Source organism: Microcoleus sp. LAD1_D5 (genome assembly GCF_036702115.1).
Lineage (GTDB): Bacteria > Cyanobacteriota > Cyanobacteriia > Cyanobacteriales > Microcoleaceae > Microcoleus.
The window spans coordinates 15738-37428 of sequence record NZ_JAUBSA010000056.1; the positions used below are offsets into that span (position 1 = coordinate 15738).

Below are 21691 nucleotides of genomic sequence, written 5' to 3' on the forward strand. Positions count from 1 at the left end.
TCGGCTACGCGGTTCCTCAATCCTTCGGCTTCGCTCAGTGGAGCCGAAGTCGAACGGCAGTAAAAGTTACCAATTACCAATTACCACTACTCAGAAAAATGACAGAAAATAAGGAAATTGTTTTTCGCAATCGAGTTGTTGACAAAGGTCAGCTCAAAAAATTAATCTCTTGGTCTTTCATGCACTACGGAACGGCCCGTACAGCGCAAATGGCCGATAAACTCAAGGATTTGGGTTTCCGGTTTGCGACACGAGCGGGAGTTTCGATTAGCGTAGACGATTTGCAAGTGCCCCCGTCAAAACGATCGCTCCTCGATGCAGCAGAAGAAGAAATCCGCATCACCGAACAAAAATACACCAGAGGCGAAATCACCGAAGTCGAACGCTTCCAAAAAGTAATCGATACCTGGAACAGCACATCAGAAGACCTCAAAGACGAAGTAGTCAAAAACTTCCGAGCCACAGACCCCCTAAACTCGGTCTACATGATGGCATTCTCCGGGGCGCGGGGAAACATTTCTCAAGTGCGGCAGCTAGTCGGAATGCGCGGATTGATGGCTGACCCCCAGGGCGAAATCATCGACTTGCCAATTAAAACCAACTTCCGCGAAGGACTCACCGTCACCGAATACATCATCTCTTCCTACGGCGCGCGCAAAGGCTTGGTAGATACAGCGTTGCGGACGGCCGACTCTGGCTATTTGACTCGCCGTTTGGTGGATGTGTCCCAAGACGTAATTGTGCGGGAAGTGGACTGCGGCACTCAGCGGGGAATTCGAGTACGGCCGATGACGGACGGAGCAACAGTGCTGATTCCCCTCAAGGACAGACTGCTAGGGCGCGTATTCGCCAGAGATGTGGTGCACCCCAAAACCGGGGAAATCGTGTCTTACGGCAGCGAAAAAGCCGTCCGAAATCAGCCAATTACCGAAGAGTTGGCGGGGGAAATTGGTAATTCTGGGGTGGGAGAGGTGTATTTACGATCGCCCCTGACTTGTGAATCAACCCGATCGGTTTGTCAGCACTGCTACGGCTGGAGTCTCGCCCACTTGAAAATGGTGGACATGGGAGAAGCGATCGGGATTATTGCGGCTCAGTCGATCGGGGAACCGGGAACCCAGCTCACCATGCGTACCTTCCACACAGGTGGCGTATTCACCGGAGAAGTCGCCAAACAAGAACGCGCACCCTTCCCCGGCGTAGTGAAATTCAAGAACTTGCGTACCCGCTCCTTCCGCACCAGACACGGCGAAGAAGCACTGGTGGCAGAAAACAACGGCAAACTTGTATTTGAAGGCGACGGCTTTGAAGAAGGGAAATCCGGCGCCAAAAATCAAAAACTGAAAATCGAATTGGCGATCGTCCAGGGTTCTACTCTGATGGTCAAAGACGGACAACGGGCCATTCCCGGTCAAGTTTTGGCAGAAGTGCCGATCCTCGGTCGCGCAGCCCGCAAAACAACGGAAAAAGTTACTACGGACGTGGCTTCCGACTTAGCCGGAGAAGCCAAATTTGCGGATTTGGTGCCCGAAGAAAAAACCGACCGCCAAGGGAACACAACCCGCACAGCCAGCAAAGGCGGGCTGATTTGGATTCTCTCAGGAGAAGTCTACAACTTGCCCCCCGGCGCCGAACCGGCAGTGAAAAATGGCGATCGCATTCCGGCAGAAAGCGTGATTGCCGAAACTAAACTCGTCTCCGAACACGGTGGCGTAGTCCGCATCGCTGACCCCAGAGAAATCGAAATTATCACCGCCCAAGTCCTGCTCGACCAAGCTGTTGTGCGGGCTGAAAGCGCAGGCGGCCGCGACCACTACACGATCGAAACAGCTTCTAAGCAGCGGTTTTCCCTGAAGACGGCTCCTGGGAGCAAAGTGATTAACGGGGAAGTCGTCGCCGAACTGCTCGACGACAGCTACCGCACAGCTACAGGGGGCATTGTCAAGTACGGCGGGGTGGAAGTCCACAAGCGCGGCAAAGCTAAACTTGGCTACGAAGTCGTTAAAGGTGGCACTCTGCTCTGGATACCGGAAGAGTGCCACGAGGTCAATAAGGATATTTCTCTGCTGCTGGTTGAAGATGGCCAGTACGTTGAGGCCGGTACTGAGGTGGTTAAGGATATTTTCTGCCAAACCAGCGGGGCAGTGGAAATCACTCAGAAAAATGACATCCTGCGGGAAATTGTGATCAAACCGGGGACACTCCATGTAGTAGACCGCCCGCCGCTAACATTTGGGGAAGGTCAAATCGTCAACGCCGGTCAAGAAATTTTCCCGGGCTTGGTTGCCGAAGAGTTGGGCTATGCAGAGTATATCGAAACTCCCGAAGGCCCGGCTTTGCTGCTGCGGCCTGTGGTGGAGTTTCCGGTGCCGGATAAGCCACCAGTGCCTTCTCAGACGGCGCTGAATGAGTCAATCTCTTTGAAAGCGGTGCAGCGACTTCCTTATAAGGATGGAGAGCGCGTCAAGTCTGTCGAGGGATTGGAACTGCTGCGGACTCAGCTTATCTTGGAAATTGGTTCGGGAGCTCCGCAACTGGCGGCGGATATCGAGCTGCTGCCGGATGAGGATGATGCTATGGCTTTTGGGGCGGACGGTTCGGGTCCGGCTTGGGGTTCACCTGAAGACGGTACGGAGTCGCAAGAGTTGGCGATGGCTGTGGCTGATGGGGGCGATCGAGTTTCAAAGACTTTCCGCTTGCAGCTAGTCATTTTGGAATCGCTGGTGATTCGGCGGGACGTGTCTGCAGATCCGACTCAGGGCAGCACCCACACGCGGCTCTTGGTCGAAGATGGGCAGTCGATCGCGCCCGGGGCAGTAGTCGCCCGCACAGAGATTCTCTGCAAAGAAGCGGGTATCGTTCGGGGCATCCGTGAGGGGCATGGCGAACCAGTGCGCCGACTGTTGGTGATGCGAGATGCGGATTCTATTTCGATCTCTGTGGCGGGTACGCCGGATGTGAGTCCGGGTCAACTGCTGGTGGCTGGTACCGAAATAGCTCCAGGGGTTGTTCTGGAAGAGTCGGGCCAAGTTGTGAAGGTTGTACCGACATCGGAGACGGAACCGGCGAAACTCTTGCTCAGGGTGGCTCGTCCTTACCGGGTTTCGGCCGGTGCGGTGCTGCACGTAGACGATGGCGACTTGGTGCAGCGGGGTGACAATTTGGTGATTCTGGTGTTTGAGCGGGCAAAGACTGGGGATATCATTCAGGGTTTGCCACGGATTGAGGAACTTCTGGAAGGGCGGAAGCCGAAGGAAGCTTGTATTTTAGCCAAGCGGCCGGGCACAGCTCGTGTGGTTACGGATGACGATGTTGTGGAACTTGCGGTGATTGAGGATGATGGCCGGATTGAGGAGTATCCTTTGTTGCCTGGTCAAAACCCGATCGTTTCCGACGGACAGCGCGTAGGCGTCGCCGAAGCTTTGACCGACGGGCCTGCTAACCCTCACGAAATTCTGGAGGTGTTCTTCCACGTGCTCAAGGAGCGGCAGTCTACTTTTGAGGCTGCCTTGGAGAGTTTCCAACAGGTGCAGACGTTTTTGGTGAATGAGGTGCAGTCGGTTTATCAGTCTCAGGGCGTGGATATTTCGGATAAGCACATCGAGGTCATCGTTCGCCAGATGACCAACAAAGTCAGGATGGAAGATGGCGGCGATACTACTATGCTCCCCGGCGAGTTGGTAGAATTGCGGCAGGTTGAGCAGGTGAATGAGGCGATGTCAATTACTGGTGGAGCGCCGGCGGATTATACTCCGGTGTTGCTGGGGATTACTAAGGCTTCGCTGAATACTGATAGCTTTATTTCCGCTGCTTCGTTCCAGGAGACTACGCGGGTGTTGACTGAGGCTGCGATCGAAGGTAAGTCTGACTGGCTGCGGGGCCTGAAGGAAAATGTGATTATCGGTCGCCTGATTCCTGCTGGTACTGGCTTCAATGCCTATGAGGATGCTGGAGTCCAGGATGCGGGTTTTGATGGTGCTGTGTTTGATGACGACATCCACGATTTACAGGAGGATGTGGTACTTGATGACCGTACTGCCCGCCGCGCCTATACGATCGAGAGCGGTTTTGAGATCGGACGCCCGTCTGATCTTGAGCCTGATGAGGATTTTGAGGAAGTGGAGGTTGATGAGGACGATTTTGTCGCTGAGACTGACGATGATGCCTTGGGACCTGACGTTGACGATGATGATATCGGTTTTGACTTCGATGAGGACGAAGACTAATCATAGTTTTGAGATTGCATGAAGGAGTGAACAGCGTTGCGCTCGCTGAGGATAAGTTGGTTCCTCGTCGCAACGCACACTCCGATTTCATGAGTTGAAAAAGCTCCTATTTTTCCTCACAAATTACAAGTCCGAACTCATAGCATTGTGCGATGGGACATCGAAAGGAAGAAGGAAGAAGGAAGATTCAGAGTTTAAGCAAACTTTGTAATTCTAGAGTTTTAATTGTTTGTTGGTTCAAACAAATAATTCTTTCTTCCTTCTTCCTTTTTCCTTCTTCCTTCTTATTCCTTCTGCATATATAGTTCACTCAATCAGGCAGCAAAGCCTTGATTTGATTAACAAACTCTTGATGGTCTACCACAGGTTTAGAGATGTAACCGTCGGCACCGCTTTGATCCAGAAATGTTTCTTTATCACCAGCCATCGCGTGAGCAGTCACCAAAATAATCGGCAGCGATGCCGTTTGCGGGTCAGCTTTGAGCAGTTGAGTAATCTTAATGCCGTCAACAGATTTGCCCTGGTACACGCTGCGCGAAAGAGACACATCCATTAAAATCAAATCAGCTTCGCCGTTGGCAGCAATCTGCATCACCTCTTCAACATTTTCCGTGTGCTTCACGGCTAAGCCCCCCCGCTTAGTCAGAATTTTGGAAAAAACCCGAGCATTAACCAAATCGTCCTCTACAATCAGAACGGTTTTCATAAATAAATATGGGAAGTATAGAAACTTTGTGACTTTAGTCCAAAGAGGAACACGACACGGGGACTACATTCCCCGTCAAAAATGCAGAGTTTTTAGCGCCATCAGCCGGGAACCCTGCAAAACCCGTATGTATATCCTTGAGCCACTAGCTGTGAGAGGGTTTACAGATGCCGAGAAGCATCCAGTACCATCATTTAGACTACTACACACAGACAGTTTAGTTGTTTTTTATAACTAGACCTGGCACTGGTGAGAGTCTCAAGATTCTCAGGTAGCAGGTTTATAGTACAATCCAAGACGCATGGACGACGCCTCGCAACGCGGTTTTTGCTCGTTTCGGCGGGCTATAACGAACTATTGCTATGAAAAAACCCGGTTTCTGACTACCCGTTCGTCCTCGACTATAGTATCCTCTCTTTCGGTAAAGCCTTCGGCTTCTACCATTTTAGATTTTAGATTTTAGATTTTAGATTTTAGATGGGAACTGATTGACTGGATATCAGTTTGGATCACGGGCCGACAGTTGCATTATTTTTTGAACTGGTATTAGATTCGGGAATGTGTGATAATTATTTTCCTTCTTCCTCATTAAAATCAAGCCATGTTTATTCACATACTCCCGTCGCCACAGCATTTGAAGTAGCGAATCTAGCGGGAGTTGGCGGGGATTGTTGGAGATTCCTAATTCTCAGTTTTAACCCATCAAAACGGCTTAAAATATCGACGCTTCCGTTCATCAATGGGATGTCAGACTAGGAGATATCGCCAGGAGAGCTTTTGACTGATGAATTCATCAATATCGGATCGGTATTTTTGACACTCTCAGCGAGTCACGGCCACGATCTATGGTTGAATAAGCCCAAAACTTGGACTTCACTCATAGTCCAGTCGCCTCTACACGATCAGACAGAACAAGTACCAGTACCAGAGGTATTCCAATTCCGCTTACTTTTCTTTTTTAATAGTTTCGGAGTACATCACGCTTGCCAAAATACGGTAAGCTCGATCGTCTACCATTGCTGCTTGATCCACGCTACGGCTGTACCGAGACGAGATCAATCTGGGGTTTCTCCTGAATAGAATATTTCTTCGTGTAGATGGTTATTCCTAATTACAATTAAATTCTATCATGGATTGACGGGGACTCAAGTCCCTCGTGATGCTTTCCTAGGAAGAGCTACAGCCTCACTACGTTCTGAGTTTCTGGCATTCCGTGTTCTCCTGTGAATCAACCTTCTCACGGCAGAAGGTAAATAGACAGGTAGGCGCAAATGAAGGCAACATAGAGGTTAGGGTAAGAGTGGAGAGTAAGAGGCAAGTGTTGCCCGTCTTCGGAACTCTGATTCTGCTTTCACAAGTTAAGTTTATTTTTATTCTTCAACAGGGCGGTTGGGTCGAACTTTCGGTTCGCCTGCGGCAAACGCTTTTCAATCGAGACAGGCAACCTCGGCATTATTGACAGAGGCTGTTTTCACTCAGGAATTAACGGACACAAGGACTCATGGCTAAACAACTCAACCTACTTTCCGGGCAAGTAATTTCTACGCCTCTGCACGCCGAGATGCAGCAATCGTACCTCGAATATGCCATGAGTGTGATCGTCGGGCGAGCTTTGCCTGATGTCCGCGACGGTTTAAAACCTGTTCACCGTCGAATTTTATATGCGATGCACGAACTCGGTCTGACGCCAGACCGACCTTACCGTAAGTGCGCGCGGGTAGTTGGAGATGTTTTGGGAAAATATCACCCGCACGGCGACCAATCGGTTTACGACGCTCTGGTACGCATGGTTCAGGAGTTTTCGAGCCGCTATCCTTTACTGGCGGGTCACGGCAATTTCGGTTCGGTGGACAATGATCCGGCGGCTGCTATGCGCTATACGGAAACTAGGCTAGCACCGATCGCCCACGAAGCTATGCTAACCCAAGTCGGCGATGCAACTGTTGATTTTACTGCTAACTTTGACAGTTCGCAGCAGGAACCGACTGCGCTGCCTGCTCAGTTGCCGTTTTTGTTACTCAACGGCTGTACGGGCATTGCTGTGGGGATGGCAACTAATATCCCCCCGCACAATTTGGGGGAGGTGGTAGACGGTTTAATTGCTTTGATTGAAAACCCGGAACTATCGGACGAGAAGTTGATAGAACTGATTCCGGGCCCGGATTTTCCAACAGGAGGGGAAATCGTCGCTACAGAGGGCATTGTTGACGCCTACACTAAGGGTCGAGGCAGCATTGCGGTCAGGGGTGTGGCTGGGGTGGAAGAAGTGCCTGGTAATCGCAAAGTGCGTACTAAAACGGCGATCGTGGTGACGGAGTTTCCGTTTCAGGTAAATAAGGCGGCTTGGATTGAAAAGGTGGCGGAGTTGGTCAATGCTGGTCGCCTCGACGGTATTTCTGATTTGCGTGACGAGAGCGATCGCGAAGGCATTCGAGTGGTGATTGAACTCAAGCGGGAATTTACCCCAGAAGCGGTTCTGGCTCGTCTTTATCAACAAACTGACCTACAAACAAATTTTGGGGCGATTTTGCTGGCAATTGTCAACGGTCAACCGCGACAGTTGACGCTGAGACAATTGTTGCAGGAATTTCTGGATTTCCGGGAAGTGACTCTTACCCGCCGCTACAATTACGAGTTGCAAGCTGCAGAACGCCGCTGTCATATTGTCCAAGGCTTAATGTTGGCTTTGACAAATCTCGATACAGCGATCGACATTCTCAGAAATTCTCCTGACGGCTCTACTGCTAAGCAAACTTTCCAAGTTCGCCTCAATTTGAGCGAAAGTCAAGCTGATGCGATTTTGGCGATGCCTATGCGTAGGCTGACTGGTTTGGAAAGGCAAAATTTGCAGTCTGAGTTTGATGAGTTGATGGCTAATATTCAAGAATTGCAGCGGTTGTTGAGCGACAGACGCGAACTTTTGAAGGCTTTAAAGAAGGAATTGCGATCGCTCAAACGCAAGTACGCTGACCCCCGCCGCACTAAATTCGCCAATGGAACTGCACGCGCAGCAAACGCCGAATCACAATTTTCTGGTAAGAAAAATTCTGGGGTGAAGCAGTTGTCGCCGGCAACGATTCAGCCGAACTTATTGCCCGTTCTAGAGCCAGAGGAAACTATAGTTGAATTTTCCCACAAGCAGTACGTGCGACGCTTGCCGACTGGGGAAAAGCCACGCTCGAAAAGTCGCGAAAAATCGGTTTCAGCTTTAGAAAAAAATGAAGATTTTATTGTGACGGCAAATCTGACGAAAACCGATCGCACTTTGGTCGTCTTAACTCCTAACGGCAAAGCTTACCCGCTGAAAGTGGCCGATATTCCTAGTAGTAGCGCCAAAGACCGGGGAACGCCGATCGTCAGTTTGTTGTCGCCGAGTGCTACTAAAGACAGTGCCGATCGCGCTTTGTCGGAAATCACAGTTGCACACTTTATTTTGCCGGAAAATTCGGAGGCGGCGGATTTAGTAACTCTGACTCAGCAAGGCAAAATTAAGCGCTTGGCGATGCAGGAATTTGCTGATTTGACTAATCGCGGCGTTACTGTTGTTAAACTCAAGGAGGACGATCGGCTGCGCTGTGCGAGTCTGGCTAAAGTCGGGGAGCAAGTGGCGATCGCAACTTCAGGAGGCCGAGTCCTCCGGTTTGAGATTGATGACGAACAACTGCCGCCAATGGGCCGCGCGGCCCAGGGATCTCAAGTAACCAGGTTGCGGAAGCAGGAACAGTTGGTGGGTTGCATCACTCTCTACCCGGACGACAGTCTGGTGCTATTTTCCGAGTTGGGTTGGGCAAAACGAATGCCTGCAGGTTCTGTCAGACTTACTAACCGGGGCGAAATTGGCACTCAAGCTTTTCGTTTCTCAGAGCCTAAAGATGCTTTAGTTGGCTTGCTGCAGGCTGTTCCGGGTACGGATGTCAAACTTTTTACTAATTCTGGCCGCGTGCTGCGATCGACTATGGATGCTATAGCTTTTTGGGGTAAAGATGCTGCGGGCGATCGAGTTTTTGACCTGAATCCAGGTGAAAAAATTATCAAAGTTATCAGCAGTCAATAGTCATTGGGCATTGGGCATTGGGCATTGGGAATTAATCTGATTTCTGACCTCTGACTTCTGAATTCAACATCCATCCGTTAAATCATTTAAATCCCGTATACTGCTCGTTGCCGAACTTTCTCCTTCCTTGAATACCCCAATTACCAATGCCCCATGCCCCATACCCCATACCCCATCTAAAACCTAAAATTGTTTAATGGCGCAAGTTGTATTAGAAAATATCTACAAAAGTTTTCCGCTCCGCCAAGGAGAACAGGAAAAAGAAGCAAACACCGTCGCAGAAACTGTCTCGCCTCTAGCCGATCGCTCTTCGTCTAACAGCGTTTTGCGGCGCATTAACCTGACGGTCGAAGACGGGGAATTCATGGTGCTGGTGGGGCCTTCTGGCTGCGGAAAAAGCACTTTGCTGCGCTCGATCGCCGGCTTGGAAGTTTTGACGGCCGGCAATATTTGGGTTGGCGATCGGCTCCTTAACGATTTGCCTCCTAAAGACCGAGATATCGCTATGGTATTTCAAAATTATGCTCTCTATCCTCACTTAACAGTTTACGATAATCTCGCCTTTGGATTGCGCCGCTCGGAAAGGGAGAAAGAAGAAGGAAGGAAGAAAGAAGAAGGAAGAAGGAAGAAGGAAGAGGAAAGACGGAAGACGGAAGACGGAATACGAAAGATGGAAGAAGAGCTAATGCCGAAGGCAGAAGGAGGAGGAGAAGGCAGAAACCAGAATGCAGAAGGAATCAGCAAAAAAGTAGAAGAGGTTATTAATTATTTAGCTTCCAATTCTTTTAAAAATCATCTAATTTATCCTTTGTTTGAGGACTTTTTAGGAGGAGCCACTCGCAAGTTGCCTCCGGGTTTGCGCTATTTGTCGGAACGGGAAAAGGCTGTAGGAAAACGAGTGCGAGAGGTAGCTGAATTATTGCAAATAGAATCTCTTTTAAATCGCTTGCCGAAACAACTTTCGGGAGGGCAAAAGCAGCGGGTAGCTTTGGGTAGGGCGATGGCTCGAAATCCTGAAGTTTTTTTGATGGACGAACCGTTATCGAATCTTGATGCAAAATTGAGGGCGGAAACTAGATCGCAAATTGTGCAGTTGCAGCGACAGTTGGGAACTACAACTATTTATGTAACTCACGACCAAACTGAGGCGATGACTATGGGCGATCGGATTGCTATTATGAATAGAGGCCAGCTTCAGCAAGTAGCTCGACCTCTAGAGCTTTATAACAAGCCGACTAATCTGTTTGTTGCTGAGTTTATTGGTTCTCCGCCGATGAATTTTTTGTCTGTGGAATTTAGTGCCCCGTTGTTGATTTCTCACCCGCAATTTCGCTTTACTTTACCCGATATTTGGGCAAAAAGTCTACAACAATATGACGGGCGAGGGCTAATTTTGGGCATTCGGCCGGAACATCTGAGCATTAACCCTCCGGCTACGAAAAATCTTTCGGTACAAGTGGAAATTGTAGAGGCTTTGGGACACGAAACTTATTTGGGGGTTTGTTTGACGGATGCTCCGGCGGTGCGGATGCAAGTGCGGGTTCCTCCTGAGCGATCGATCCGAGTTGGCGAGGAGCTTTGGTTGGCCATCGCCCATGACAAGATTCACTTGTTCGACCCCGATACCGAGTTGGCTATTTTTCCTCGTTAGGCATTATCAAGGTCGATCGACCGTTGTGACCTATCTCCATATTCACAAAGTTGCATTTTTGTCAAAAAATGTTATATTTATTTACATAAGCCTTACAAAAGTTAACGAAAGGAGTTCGCACTATGCAAGAACAAAAACGCAACGCTTGGAATTGGGGCTTCAGCGAAGGAGCCGAAAATTGGAACGGTCGTTTGGCAATGATTGGTTTCTCTGCCGCTGTCATCATCGAATTGGTTTCCGGTCAAGGCCTGCTTCACTTTTGGGGCGTGATGTAATTTTCTAGTTAAGACTTTTGTGACACTGCAAAGCTTGGGAGTTCCGTCACGGACTCCCTAAATTTTGGCAGCGGGATGTGGGCGGCAAATAGCCACTTGCTCCGGGCAGTTAGCTGCCCAAAAATTAACAGCTATATCTAAAACCGGGGCGGGGGGTATCCCCCCCCAAAAAAAAGAGTGCGGATCACTCTTTTGGGTGATGCTAGCAAATTACTCTAGCGGATATATTCTTTTAAGATGCTGTTGCGGTTGGGATGGCGCAACTTTCGCAGGGCTTTAGCCTCGATTTGGCGAATCCGCTCGCGAGTGACGTTAAAGATTTGACCAATTTCCTCCAAGGTCTTCATCCGTCCGTCATCTAAGCCGTAACGCAGTCGCAGTACATCCCGTTCTCGGGGGCTGAGAGTATCCAAAACGCTTTCCAAGTCTTCCCTGAGCAAGTTTTTCGAGACTTGATCTTCTGGTGTTTCCCCGTCTGATTCAATAAAATCTCCTAGACGTGAGTCTTCCTCTTTGCCGATCGGAGTTTCTAGAGAGATGGGCAACTGTGCGGACTTAGCAATGAACCGCAACTTCTCGATCGTCATCTCCATGCGGGTAGCAATTTCTTCTTCCGTAGGCTTGCGACCCATTTCCTGAGACAGAAGTTTGGTAGTTTTCTTGATCCGCGAAATGGTTTCGTAAAGGTGAACCGGCAGGCGGATAGTGCGCGATTGATCGGCAATTGCCCGGGTAATGGCTTGACGTATCCACCAAGTTGCGTAGGTAGAAAACTTGTAGCCTTTTTCGTGATCGAATTTTTCAGCGGCCCGGATCAGACCTAAAGAGCCTTCCTGAATCAAATCTTGGAAAGACAAACCGCGATTCATGTATTTTTTGGCGATCGACACCACCAAACGCAGGTTAGATTGCACCATTTTTTCCTTTGCCCGACGGCCGACGTGGAGTCGGTGACGGAATGCAGGAAGTGCCATATCTACAGCATTCGCCCATTCGCTGTCTTTGGGTTCGCGGTTATACTCTTCGAGCAGTTGTTCTCGAACTCGCTCTAATTCCAGCAAATCTGCAATCTTGCGCGCTAGTTCAATCTCTTCGTCAGCTCGCAGCAGTCGAATCCGACCAATTTCTTGCAGGTAAAGACGAATAGAGTCTTCAGTATAATGCTTTTTCTTTGCCTGTGCCCGACGGCGGGCTTTGGCGCCTTTGCCAGATTTAGGATCTTCCTCAGATTGAGAGTCTAAGAATTCTTCTCGATCGTCTTCTTCGTCGATAAAAAGTTCTAACTCGCTCTCAGGTAGAACGCTTTCGGCGCTCCGAAGCAACTCGATTGTTTCCATTTCCGATGTAATTGTGGTTTCGAGTACGGTGTTAGCCTGGATCATGCCGTCTTCCTCATGCTCCTGAATTAAAGAATAAATAACAGTGGAATAGTGTCGTCTGTTTGTAGTTTAGACAAGTTAGCCAGTATTGACATTCCCGCAGGAAAAAATAGTGGGATTTTCGGTCTGCTAGCTGAATCTGTTACCGAAATTGCACCATTTTTATGAGTCAAAGTTCGAGTTCGGGTTTGAAGCAGGCAGCGCATTCAATTGATCGCAGATTTTAACATCGCGACCTTAAATTGAGCTAGCGGCTTTTTCTTTCGGAGCGAGTTACCACATCATCTGCAATACCTTGCCCCCAGAAGCAAACCATGAAGTGCGATCGATCGCACTTCCAAAAATACTGGCTTTTTCACCCGGTACTTCGAGTTTTTACCCGTACAAGTTTTCCGGCACGGCACCCTCTAACTTTTGTATTCGAGGTGTCGAACTTTTGATTCGCCTTGCTTTCACTCTGGTTGTCAGACATGGGAGTTGCACAGCAAATTTTAGCCACCTTGGATATCGGTCTGCTGCCTCAAATGCAACAGCAGAGGGTTAAAGCACCAAACGGGGAGAATCGGATCTTGCAAAGACCTTCCCGATTGTAGCCTTTCTCACAAAAAATGGAAGTTGTTTTCCATTGTTTGTCAAGAACTAGGAAAACTCTGTCAGCTTAGCTTGACAATACTAACTCATGTCCGGCTCTGCTAAATCCTGAGAACGGCACGCAAAAACTTTGGCACGATCAAACGGCGCTGTTTTCTGCGTATATCTGGGTGAACGGCTGCGGCGTAGTTGGCCAGACAGTTAGCAGACAATTTTTGAGTTGCCCAAATTGGAACCAATACAATCCGTGTAGATACACCCATCATTACCCTGTTTCCCTGAATTGAATCATACGCAATCTGCGATTGAATAAAGCTCGTAGCTTTAGTTTTAAGCCGGCCACTCTGGATTAGAGACCGACTCTGACCCCCCATGAAGCGTTGCGGGTTGAGTAGTGCAACAGGGGCTTTCATTGTTAAGTTAGCTCAAATCTCAGAAATTGGGTTTAATTTTGACGTTAAATCACATTAAGTTCTTAACGTCACATTCTTATTTAAGCAGTTCGACACGAGTTTGTCGCGTCAGTGGCAAAAACCACTAGGATAAATTCTACTGAGAGTTAACCCGCCGCGCAACTCTCGGCTGCGGACTTCTCTAAAATTTTTTGGCTTTCGGTTCGCACTTACGCGATCGCACACTCTCACAAACCATACAATTCGACATCTCCCGGAAGTATAACTTCACGATTCCTTTAAATATATCGTGACAGTGTTAAGATTCCATAAACCCCTTTAATTAAATTTAGATAGCATTCCCGAATTATCTTGATAATTTCAAGCAGACGCAAAAAAATCTCCAGCGGACGTTGATGCAACTGCCTGCAGAAGATAACTCTGCAAGGGAAGGAAAATTTACCCAGTTAGCGATGTGCTTGCTATTGTTGGAGAAGGCATAAGCTGCAGGATGCGCTTAAAGATGTGGAGGGGTACGACGCTGGTGCGAGCGCTAAAACTTTTGTTACATTTATTTACGGCGTGTCCTCCGAAAGCGCGGATCTAGGTTTGCTCTCTAAATCATTCATCACGCTCCTAGCTCAGCAATGACAAGAGCGAAAATTGTCTATAAAGATGATTATACCTGCTTACTATGGATGATTTCTAATAAACCTTGATAAAAGACTTGAAAGCTTTTAGAGCGATTTAATTCAGGATTCATATATTGAGAAATTTCGCTAGAGGCTTTATATTTTTCTAGTCCTCCCGGATGATATCCAGCTTTTTTCAGGACTCTTTCCAAAGCCTCCCATGTACCCCCTTTAATAGCATCGGGGTCGCGATACCCTTTTTGTTTAGCTAAATGGGGAGAGACTTTAGGATAAGCTTGGCAAATTGCTTCAACATCGCCGAAAAACCACGCTTCTAATTCTTCAACTACAATTCGATTTAAGACTTGAAATGATTTATTTTTTTGGCAGGAAGATTTAGTAATTAATCCGGCTGATATTGCCATCTCTTCTAGTTGCTTTTTTAAGTTAAGACAATCTTCTCGATCTTCATCTATTAAAAGAACAATCTTCCAATCTGGATGAAGCGATGGTTGATAACCTTTCAAAGGATTAGGCACTTTCTTTAAAAAATCTGGTTTTCCTTCATAACCATGAATGTTAAAGGTAACATTTGATGGCAATATTTTCGGCAAAATCTGGGTCAAAGCTAATTCTAGGGATGGTTCTTCCACAAAAAAAACAAGATGCAAAGTGCTCACCTTCTCTTTATTTTAAGTTTAAAATATGTGCGGTACACCCGCATTTTTAAGCGGATTTCCCACATCAAAGAAATCTTCCATCCATAGCGAACCCAGTAATGCACCGTGTTCCATAAATTGTTTGACTCTCTGCATATCTGCGGTTCTTTTTGCTTGAGTAAAACCTTTTTCATCTCGATATAATACCCATAATTCCTCTGGCTTCAAACTATCCACAAAAAAAGGAGAATGGGTTGTCACCATTAATTGAGTATTAGCAGAAGCAGCACGACATTCTTCTGCTATATGGGGCAACAAGCGCGGATGTAGATGATTTTCTGGTTCTTCTATTCCTACTAATTGGGGGGGGACTAGGATCGTATAAGACTGTTAGATAAGCTAATAGTTTTAACGTACCATCCGAGGCAAATTTTGCCAGAATTGGATGAGAAAAAGGAGCATCTTTAATTTCCAACAAAAGTCTGCCATCCTGCATGATTGAGGCTTCGACTTTTTCGAGGCGTGGAATACGAGCAGAAAGGGTTTTTAGTATTTCTTCTAACCGTTGGGGATGTTGTTCTTTTAGGTATTGGATAACATTAGGTAAATTGTCACCAGTGGGGGACAATCTTTCCTGTGCACCTGCTTCGGGAAGGCTGCGGGTATTATCTGCGGTTAAATAGGATAAATACCAACCTGTAATAAAACGTCTTAAAGCACTGACGCGGGGATGTTTGGCAAATTGTCCTAATGTATTTACTGCTAATAATTCAGATGATGCTAGTTGTTCGGTGATCCTTTCATCTTCTTCATCAGGAGTTGCGCCACTAATGACTTGTCCTTCGCCTTTTTTGAAATCTAAAAAGCGAAAAGGTTTACCTTGACCTGCTCGTCTCCACTGTAACCATTCTTCAGCGATAAAAGGACGATTATTTTCTTCATCTATGGCGAGATGATAGGTGATTAACGGTGATTTTGATGTCTCTCGATATTTTAATTCAATGATGATACAGCCTGTACTATCTCTGGTGCGTAATTCTCGAAATCTGCCTCGTCTATCCCATGCTTTTCTGAGGCTTTCGGTGAAACATTCGGACAGGAAAGCGAAAACATCAAAAATAGTTGATTTTCCGCTGCCATTTGGTCCTAAGAAGACGGTTAATGGAGTAATTTTTTTAAGTTCTAGATTATGTAAAGCTCGGTAATTTTGGACTTTGAGATATTCTATGCGTGGAACATTTTTCATAATTTCACCTCCTTAACTATACTTGGTGTTTCTTGGATAAGTAGGTCGTTTTCATTAAACCTAAAACGCTTTTTCGTTAGATTCCCGACTTCTCAAAGAAGTCCGGAATCGGGGTGTTTGGTTTTTTGAGATTGTGCTACAGAAAAATTACTGCTGATTCCGCAGGCGAGGGTTAACAAACTCGTTTAATCCTTCCCCCACCAAAGATAGTCCCACTACCATTAAAGTCATTGCCAAACCGGGAAACAAAGCTGTCCACCAAATGCCAGTAGGTAGCGCATCTAAAGCTAAACGCAAGTCGTGTCCCCATTCGGGAGTTGCTTCGGGAAGTCCTAATCCGAGAAATCCCAAACCTCCTAATGTTAAAATTGCATCGGCAGCGTTGAGCGCAAACAGCACAGGTACGCTCTGAATCACATTCAGAAACAGGTAGCGCGAAAGCACTGTCCAAGTGTCAGCACCCATTGCTCGCGCGGCTTCGACAAATAATTCGGTTTTGACGCTGACGGTGTGATTCCTGACGACGCGGTAGTATTGAGGGATGTAGGAAATGCTCAGGGCGATCGCAGCATTCAAAACTCCTTTTCCCACTACAAACGCTAGCGTCAAAGAAAGCAGCAGCCCCGGCAAAGTATAAATTGTATCCATTAAAAATAACAACACTCGATCGAGCTTACCGCCCAAATAACCACTAACGAGTCCCAGCGGCACACCGATAAATAAACTCAAAGCTGTGGCTAAAAGCACCACTTGCCAAGCAGCGCGAGAAGCAAAAAGCGTCCGAGAAAAAACATCGTAGCCACTGCGGCTAGTACCAAACCAATAATTCGCCGACGGCGGTTCGTGGATGGGGTTACTCAAAGCCTCGGTAGGATTTTGCAGCCATCCCCAAGCTTGCATAGCTGGAGACAAAGTGGCTACCAATACAAAGACGGCAGTTATTGTCAAACCTGCCCACATCATTTTCATTGACAGGCTTGACGGTGAGGCACTCTTGAGAAATCGCGGCAGTCGGAGGCGGCTTTGAGCCATAATGACGATCGACCTATATAAGACTTTTAGATTTTAGTAGCACTCAGACGAAAAAACCCAGAACAGTCAAAAATCCTCTTTCTCATTCGCCAAACACTCGCGAGAAACCGGGTTTTTTCGCGAGTGTTTGGCTAAAAAAAAAACCGGTTTCTCCCCTGCACGGACTGGCGCGGAGGGGAGAAACCTGGTTTTTGGCAGGCTGGACGCAAGTTGAGTTTAGGTTGACTCTCTTTTGGGGAATCTCAAATCTAAAATCGATCTAATTCCTACAAATTACTGGCAATTAACTCGCGGTACTGGCTTTTCGGTTTAACTCCCTTGAGCTCAGTCACCAAAGCTTTGTCTTTGAAATACTGAATCGTCGGCGTACCCATCACGCCAGCATTTTCAGCAATTTCTGGATCTTCTTCGATGTCAATTTCCACATAATGGATTTTGCCCTCGAACTCATCTACTACTTTGCTCAAAATCGGCTTGAGGCTGTGGCAAGGGCCGCAACTCGGAGAGGCATATTTGACCACAATCAGTCGATCGCTATCGTGGAACAACTTCCGCAAAGCATAACCTCCTTCGTGGCGCGTGTCTGTGATATCAAAGTTCGCGCTGGTTTTGCGTACTTTTTGAGCTTCCGGCGCTGCTGTGGGTTGCTCGGATTCCTCAGTTTGATGGAATTCCTGCATTAAACCGTTGACTGACAGCCAACGTTCTGCCAGCATCGCCCCCATGCAGCCGCTACCGGCGGCGGTGATTGCTTGGCGAAACTCGTGGTCTTGCACGTCGCCGACGGCGTAAACTCCCTCGACGCTGGTTTCTACCGAACCGTGTTTGGTGGTGATATAACCTATTTCGTCGAGTTCTAGCTGACCTTGGAACAGTTGAGTGTTGGGAGTGTGACCGATCGCGTAAAACAATCCTTTCACCAGCAAATCGCTCTCAGCGCCTGTCTCGATATTTCTAATTCTCACCCCGTCCATTTTGGCGCCCCCTTCGCCCAAAATATCCAGTGCTTCGGTGTTCCAGTGCACGGTAATTTTGGGATTGCTCAGCACTCGGTCTTGCATGGCTTTGCTGGCGCGCATTTGATCGCGCCGCACCAGCATATGTACGTGAGAGCCGTATTTTGTCAAATAAATAGATTCTTCCGCTGCGGTGTCGCCTGCGCCGATTACAGCTAAATCTACTCCTTTAAAAATTGGGGTAGCGCCGTCGCAAATGGCACAGGCAGAAATGCCGTGACTCCAAAATACGTGTTCGCTAGGCAATCCCAGCCTTTTCGCCGTCGCGCCTGTAGCGATTACTATCGTGTGGGTTTTGATTTCTCTGTCTTCCGAGCGCACTGTAAACGGCCGCTTGGTCAAATCCACCGAAATTACATCTTCTGTGTATAATTCGGCACCCCAGCGCACTGCTTGAGCTTTCATCCGATCCATAAGCTGCGGCCCGGTGATGCCTTCGGGAAAGCCGGGGAAGTTTTCGACTTCTGTGGTGGTCATCAGTTGACCGCCGGGGACGCCTCCCGCTTGGTAGCCTTCAAACACTACGGGTTTCAGGTTTGCTCGACCTGCGTAGATGGCTGCTGTGTAGCCTGCTGGGCCTGAGCCGATAATTACTAGGTTTTCTACGGTTTCGTTGGTCATAGGTATTTACTTAAACTCATAACGACTTCGTTTTATTAATTTTAGCAGAGTGCGATCGAGTTTGGTTTGATGCCATTGTGCGATCGAGCATCTGTATCTATTGTTGAGGGTCGATCGGTCTTCGGGCCAATTCCAGCTACTTTAATAAGCAAAAACAATCTAAAAGTCGATTTAGTTTTAAATGTTCGATCTATTTTAACCCCTCAATTATTAAAAAAATCTAAAGACGACCGAAATTATTGACTTCATTCTCAATTATTTTACCTATTTACTTGCTTTGAGGCTTGTGGTACGATTTTCACAATCCAGGGGCATTATGACTAATTTCACTTTTTGACGCTGAAACCTACTTAATTCATAAAATTAGCAAACTCTTCAAATGTAATAAGTACAATTATTTATGCAAAATCAGCATTTTATGGTTTAAGAATTGTAACGGAGATTTTGCCAAATTTGACAAAATACAGTGTTTGTGGTATGTAAGGTGCGATTGGGGGAAAATTAGAAGGAAATTTTTAACCGCTTCGGAAGCACAGGCGGGACGCCCGTGCCACAATTAACATAGAATTTTGTACTTGTGTCTGATGGATAAAACCAAGATATTGTTTGTGTGCAGTCAGAATAAGTGGAGAAGTTTGACTGCCGAGAAGATATGCGAGAAAGTTAGCGGCTACAGCGTGCGATCGGCGGGAACGGAAAAAGGTGCAAGAATCAGAGTAACTGAGGGTTTGCTGGGCTGGGCAGATTGGATATTTGTGATGGAGAAGAAGCATGGCGATCGACTTCGCAGCAAATTTCCCGAAAGTATCGAGGGCAAGAAAGTTATTTGCCTGCAAATCCCGGACAATTACGAATATATGGAACCGGAGTTAGTCGAGCTTTTGCAGGCAAAACTCAGCCCCTATATGGAAATGCCAGATAACGAGATAAATTTTATGCAGCGAGTTTTGGAACCGGAAGTGATGGATTCCTTGGAAGAGGCGATCGAATACGATTCGATGGATTTTGCTGAGGTTAATGCTGCTTTTGCTCACAGTGCTGCGGCGTTGGGGCCGGTTTTTGGAAACGTTTTGGATGCGGGCACGGGTACGGCGAGAATTCCGATCGCAATTTCTCAACTCCGGCCAGCATGGAAATTGACTTGCATTGATTTGTCGGCAAATATGCTGAAAGTGGGGGCCCAAAATGTGGAAAAGGCGGGCGTGCGATCGCAAATTAGTCTCGAATTAATCGATGCTAAAGCCATGCCGTATCCAGACAGTTATTTTGACATGGTGATTTCCAACAGCATTATCCACCATTTGCCCGATCCGCTGCCGTTTTTGCGCGAAGTCAAGCGAGTCTTAAAACCGAACGCAGCAATATTTCTGCGCGATTTACTCCGGCCTATGGATGAGGAAATGAGGAGTCATTTAGTGGAGATGTATGCGGGAGATTGCAACTCGCATCAGAAACAATTGTTCAGCGATTCGCTGCAAGCGGCTTTTACGCTGGATGAAGTTGAGATGATGGTGGAAACTGTCGGATTGGAAGGATTGAGGATTTATGAATCTTCAGACAGGCACTGGACGGCAGAACGTGTTTGGAGGTAGAGTTTGGATGGGGCGATCGAACGCAATTTTTCCTACTTAGTCTGTCCGGGATGCACTCGCCACCAAAGCAACCGGGTTAATAGAGCAAAAACCTACGCTTTTAGGCTCTTTCGGCGGCAAGAAACTCAGTTTCTGACACTCTGTGCGTCCAGGACTATTAATCTAACTTTATAAGCTTTACTGCATTTGAATTGTATATTTTAATTCCCTATCAAAACAAGCGAGAATCCTCTCCCCCTCTCGCTTAGCTAAAGCTTAGTATCGAGGATTGTTCGATCGCGACCTCGGTCTTTAGCTTGATAAAGCGCGCGGTCTGCCGCTGCAAGCAGATTTTCCTGAGAAGTTTCGGGCTGAGGAAACGTGCTCGCTACCCCCAAACTCAGCGTCACGAAAGAACACACCGCTGAATTAAGGTGTTCGATTTCTAGTTCTTTTACCCAAACTCGAATTTGCTCTGCAATCCAAACAGCTATTTCCGACGAAGTGCGGGGTAAAATTACCGCAAATTCTTCACCTCCGTAACGAGCTACCAGAGTCTCCCCCGAAACTGCGCCTGCTGAGTAATTTACCGCTGCCAAAATAGCTTGGGCTACCTGCTGCAAGCAAGCATCTCCCGCCTGATGTCCGTAAGTATCGTTGTATGTCTTAAAAAAGTCAACATCGCATAAAATCAAAGATAGTTCGGCTGCTGCTTCTCCCAATTCTTGCCATTTTTTATCTAAGTATTCGTTAAAACAGTGGCGGTTTGCAATCTGAGTTAAGCCATCTAAGTGGGCAAGGCGGTACAATTCGGAATTAGCTGCTTTTAATTGAGAATTAGCTGCTTCTAGCTCGGATTGCGTGAGCGATAAATTGTAATAAAGTTCACTCATAGACCAAGTAGCTTCTTGGTGAATTTGGGATAAAGCTACCCAGAGTTGATGCACGTCTAAAAGTCGGTAAACTTGAGGTTCTAACTGCACAACAATCGGCTCGTAAAGCAGTTCCGGCGGTCGCTGCACGGAGCGCTGAGCTGCCATGACAATTAAGGCTACTCCTGGTAAAATCAAAATATCGGTTTGAGCTATTTGATACAAGGCTATAATCGGTCGGCAAGCAAATATATCTACTCCGTAAGGGCGGCTCATGCGTTCCATAAATCGCCGACGCGATATCATCCCTAAAAATTTCCCATTTACGGTCAAGATAACTCCCGGAAGCAGCGGGTGAGATTGAAACAACCGAGCTACTTCTTTGGCGAGATATGAGGACTCCACCTGAAAATTGAATAGAGCCAGATCCTTAAGAGTAGACTCTAAAGATAAATTTTGGGGTGAGTTTTCTGCCGAGTTAGACGGCTCAATAAATTCAACAGACACAGCGCAGATCCGAATAAACAATAAACCAGCAACAAAGCTAGTGTCAGCTATTAAATTATATAATTATTTATTTGTTACCATTGCTTGTATTATTTACGACACTATTTTTTCATAAGGGAAGAAGCTGCACCGTTAGTTTTTGCCGTAGCTGCATTGCATTGATTCCTCCTCACTAAATTACAGATTTATTGAATTATTCTCGATTTTTTACGATGGGCTTTTTAGGGCGTAAAACAACGATTTTGGCGCCATTCCTCAACT

The 21691-nt window shown here is 47.2% G+C and carries 13 protein-coding genes and 1 pseudogene; 6 read left to right on the forward strand and 8 right to left on the reverse strand.

Annotated elements, in window-relative coordinates; translation table 11 throughout:
* The first annotated feature begins 98 nt into the window (after positions 1 to 98).
* The gene (locus QUA70_RS20685) at positions 99 to 4226 is read left to right on the forward strand and encodes a DNA-directed RNA polymerase subunit beta'' (RefSeq protein WP_333323836.1); all 4128 of its coding nucleotides are present in this window, start codon (positions 99 to 101) and stop codon (positions 4224 to 4226) included.
* A gap of 310 nt (positions 4227 to 4536) precedes the next feature.
* Here the strand turns inward: QUA70_RS20685 and QUA70_RS20690 are convergent, their stop codons facing one another.
* Positions 4537 to 4932 (reverse strand): response regulator, encoded by a 396-nt coding sequence (locus tag QUA70_RS20690; protein WP_006632892.1) that lies wholly within the window; start codon positions 4930 to 4932, stop codon positions 4537 to 4539.
* A gap of 1501 nt (positions 4933 to 6433) precedes the next feature.
* On the opposite strand from QUA70_RS20690, the gene gyrA reads away from it, so the two are divergent.
* The 3 genes from gyrA (at position 6434) to QUA70_RS20705 (ending at position 10912) form a co-directional block, all read left to right on the forward strand.
* Positions 6434 to 8986 carry a DNA topoisomerase (ATP-hydrolyzing) subunit A gene (gyrA, locus tag QUA70_RS20695; protein ID WP_333323834.1) on the forward strand — a complete coding sequence of 851 codons (2553 nt, stop codon included), beginning with the start codon at positions 6434 to 6436 and terminating at the stop codon, positions 8984 to 8986.
* Positions 8987 to 9182: 196 nt separating this feature from the next.
* Complete coding sequence (locus QUA70_RS20700) at positions 9183 to 10637, forward strand: ATP-binding cassette domain-containing protein (RefSeq protein WP_333323832.1); 1455 nt, start codon at positions 9183 to 9185, stop codon at positions 10635 to 10637.
* A gap of 122 nt (positions 10638 to 10759) precedes the next feature.
* Positions 10760 to 10912 (forward strand): high light inducible protein, encoded by a 153-nt coding sequence (locus tag QUA70_RS20705; RefSeq protein WP_015179166.1) that lies wholly within the window; start codon positions 10760 to 10762, stop codon positions 10910 to 10912.
* 215 nt (positions 10913 to 11127) lie between these two features.
* Here QUA70_RS20705 and rpoD read toward each other — a convergent pair whose 3' ends face one another.
* A complete protein-coding gene (gene rpoD, locus QUA70_RS20710; protein ID WP_242723539.1) occupies positions 11128 to 12294 on the reverse strand; it encodes an RNA polymerase sigma factor RpoD in 1167 nt (388 codons plus the stop codon).
* A 292-nt stretch (positions 12295 to 12586) separates the two neighbouring features.
* On the opposite strand from rpoD, the gene QUA70_RS20715 reads away from it, so the two are divergent.
* Positions 12587 to 12835: a hypothetical protein gene (locus QUA70_RS20715; protein WP_333323830.1), complete on the forward strand. Its 249-nt coding sequence runs from the start codon at positions 12587 to 12589 to the stop codon at positions 12833 to 12835.
* A gap of 1118 nt (positions 12836 to 13953) precedes the next feature.
* Here the strand turns inward: QUA70_RS20715 and QUA70_RS20720 are convergent.
* The 5 genes and pseudogenes from QUA70_RS20720 to trxB form a co-directional block, all read right to left on the reverse strand.
* Entirely contained in the window at positions 13954 to 14559 is a 606-nt protein-coding gene (locus QUA70_RS20720; protein ID WP_333323828.1) for a DUF4276 family protein, read from the reverse strand.
* Between the two features lie 45 nt (positions 14560 to 14604).
* Positions 14605 to 14829 carry a hypothetical protein gene (locus tag QUA70_RS20725; protein ID WP_445251660.1) on the reverse strand — a complete coding sequence of 75 codons (225 nt, stop codon included), beginning with the start codon at positions 14827 to 14829 and terminating at the stop codon, positions 14605 to 14607.
* Positions 14830 to 14856: 27 nt separating this feature from the next.
* A pseudogene (locus tag QUA70_RS20730) lies at positions 14857 to 15811 on the reverse strand (AAA family ATPase); the annotation flags it as partial.
* Between the two features lie 147 nt (positions 15812 to 15958).
* Positions 15959 to 16843, reverse strand: coding sequence for an ABC transporter permease (locus QUA70_RS20735; RefSeq protein ID WP_333323824.1), 885 nt, complete (start codon positions 16841 to 16843; stop codon positions 15959 to 15961).
* Between the two features lie 266 nt (positions 16844 to 17109).
* Positions 17110 to 18480 (reverse strand): thioredoxin-disulfide reductase, encoded by a 1371-nt coding sequence (gene trxB / locus QUA70_RS20740; RefSeq protein WP_333323823.1) that lies wholly within the window; start codon positions 18478 to 18480, stop codon positions 17110 to 17112.
* Positions 18481 to 19064: 584 nt separating this feature from the next.
* Here trxB and QUA70_RS20745 point away from each other — a divergent pair.
* Positions 19065 to 20072, forward strand: coding sequence for a methyltransferase domain-containing protein (locus QUA70_RS20745; RefSeq protein WP_333323822.1), 1008 nt, complete (start codon positions 19065 to 19067; stop codon positions 20070 to 20072).
* A gap of 248 nt (positions 20073 to 20320) precedes the next feature.
* Here the strand turns inward: QUA70_RS20745 and QUA70_RS20750 are convergent, their stop codons facing one another.
* Complete coding sequence (locus QUA70_RS20750) at positions 20321 to 21430, reverse strand: GGDEF domain-containing protein (RefSeq protein ID WP_333323820.1); 1110 nt, start codon at positions 21428 to 21430, stop codon at positions 20321 to 20323.
* Between the last annotated feature and the right edge of the window lie 261 nt (positions 21431 to 21691).

What these genes read in the sequence shown, in the direction of transcription:
- QUA70_RS20745 (WP_333323822.1), top strand. Translation starts at nt 19,065, where the DNA reads ATGGATAAAACCAAGATATTGTTTGTGTGCAGTCAGAATAAGTGGAGA.
- QUA70_RS20725 (WP_445251660.1), bottom strand. Translation starts at nt 14,829, where the DNA reads ATGGTGACAACCCATTCTCCTTTTTTTGTGGATAGTTTGAAGCCAGAG.
- trxB (WP_333323823.1), bottom strand. Translation starts at nt 18,480, where the DNA reads ATGACCAACGAAACCGTAGAAAACCTAGTAATTATCGGCTCAGGCCCA.
- QUA70_RS20700 (WP_333323832.1), top strand. Translation starts at nt 9,183, where the DNA reads ATGGCGCAAGTTGTATTAGAAAATATCTACAAAAGTTTTCCGCTCCGC.
- QUA70_RS20735 (WP_333323824.1), bottom strand. Translation starts at nt 16,843, where the DNA reads ATGGCTCAAAGCCGCCTCCGACTGCCGCGATTTCTCAAGAGTGCCTCA.
- QUA70_RS20690 (WP_006632892.1), bottom strand. Translation starts at nt 4,932, where the DNA reads ATGAAAACCGTTCTGATTGTAGAGGACGATTTGGTTAATGCTCGGGTT.
- rpoD (WP_242723539.1), bottom strand. Translation starts at nt 12,294, where the DNA reads ATGATCCAGGCTAACACCGTACTCGAAACCACAATTACATCGGAAATG.
- QUA70_RS20705 (WP_015179166.1), top strand. Translation starts at nt 10,760, where the DNA reads ATGCAAGAACAAAAACGCAACGCTTGGAATTGGGGCTTCAGCGAAGGA.
- QUA70_RS20685 (WP_333323836.1), top strand. Translation starts at nt 99, where the DNA reads ATGACAGAAAATAAGGAAATTGTTTTTCGCAATCGAGTTGTTGACAAA.
- gyrA (WP_333323834.1), top strand. Translation starts at nt 6,434, where the DNA reads ATGGCTAAACAACTCAACCTACTTTCCGGGCAAGTAATTTCTACGCCT.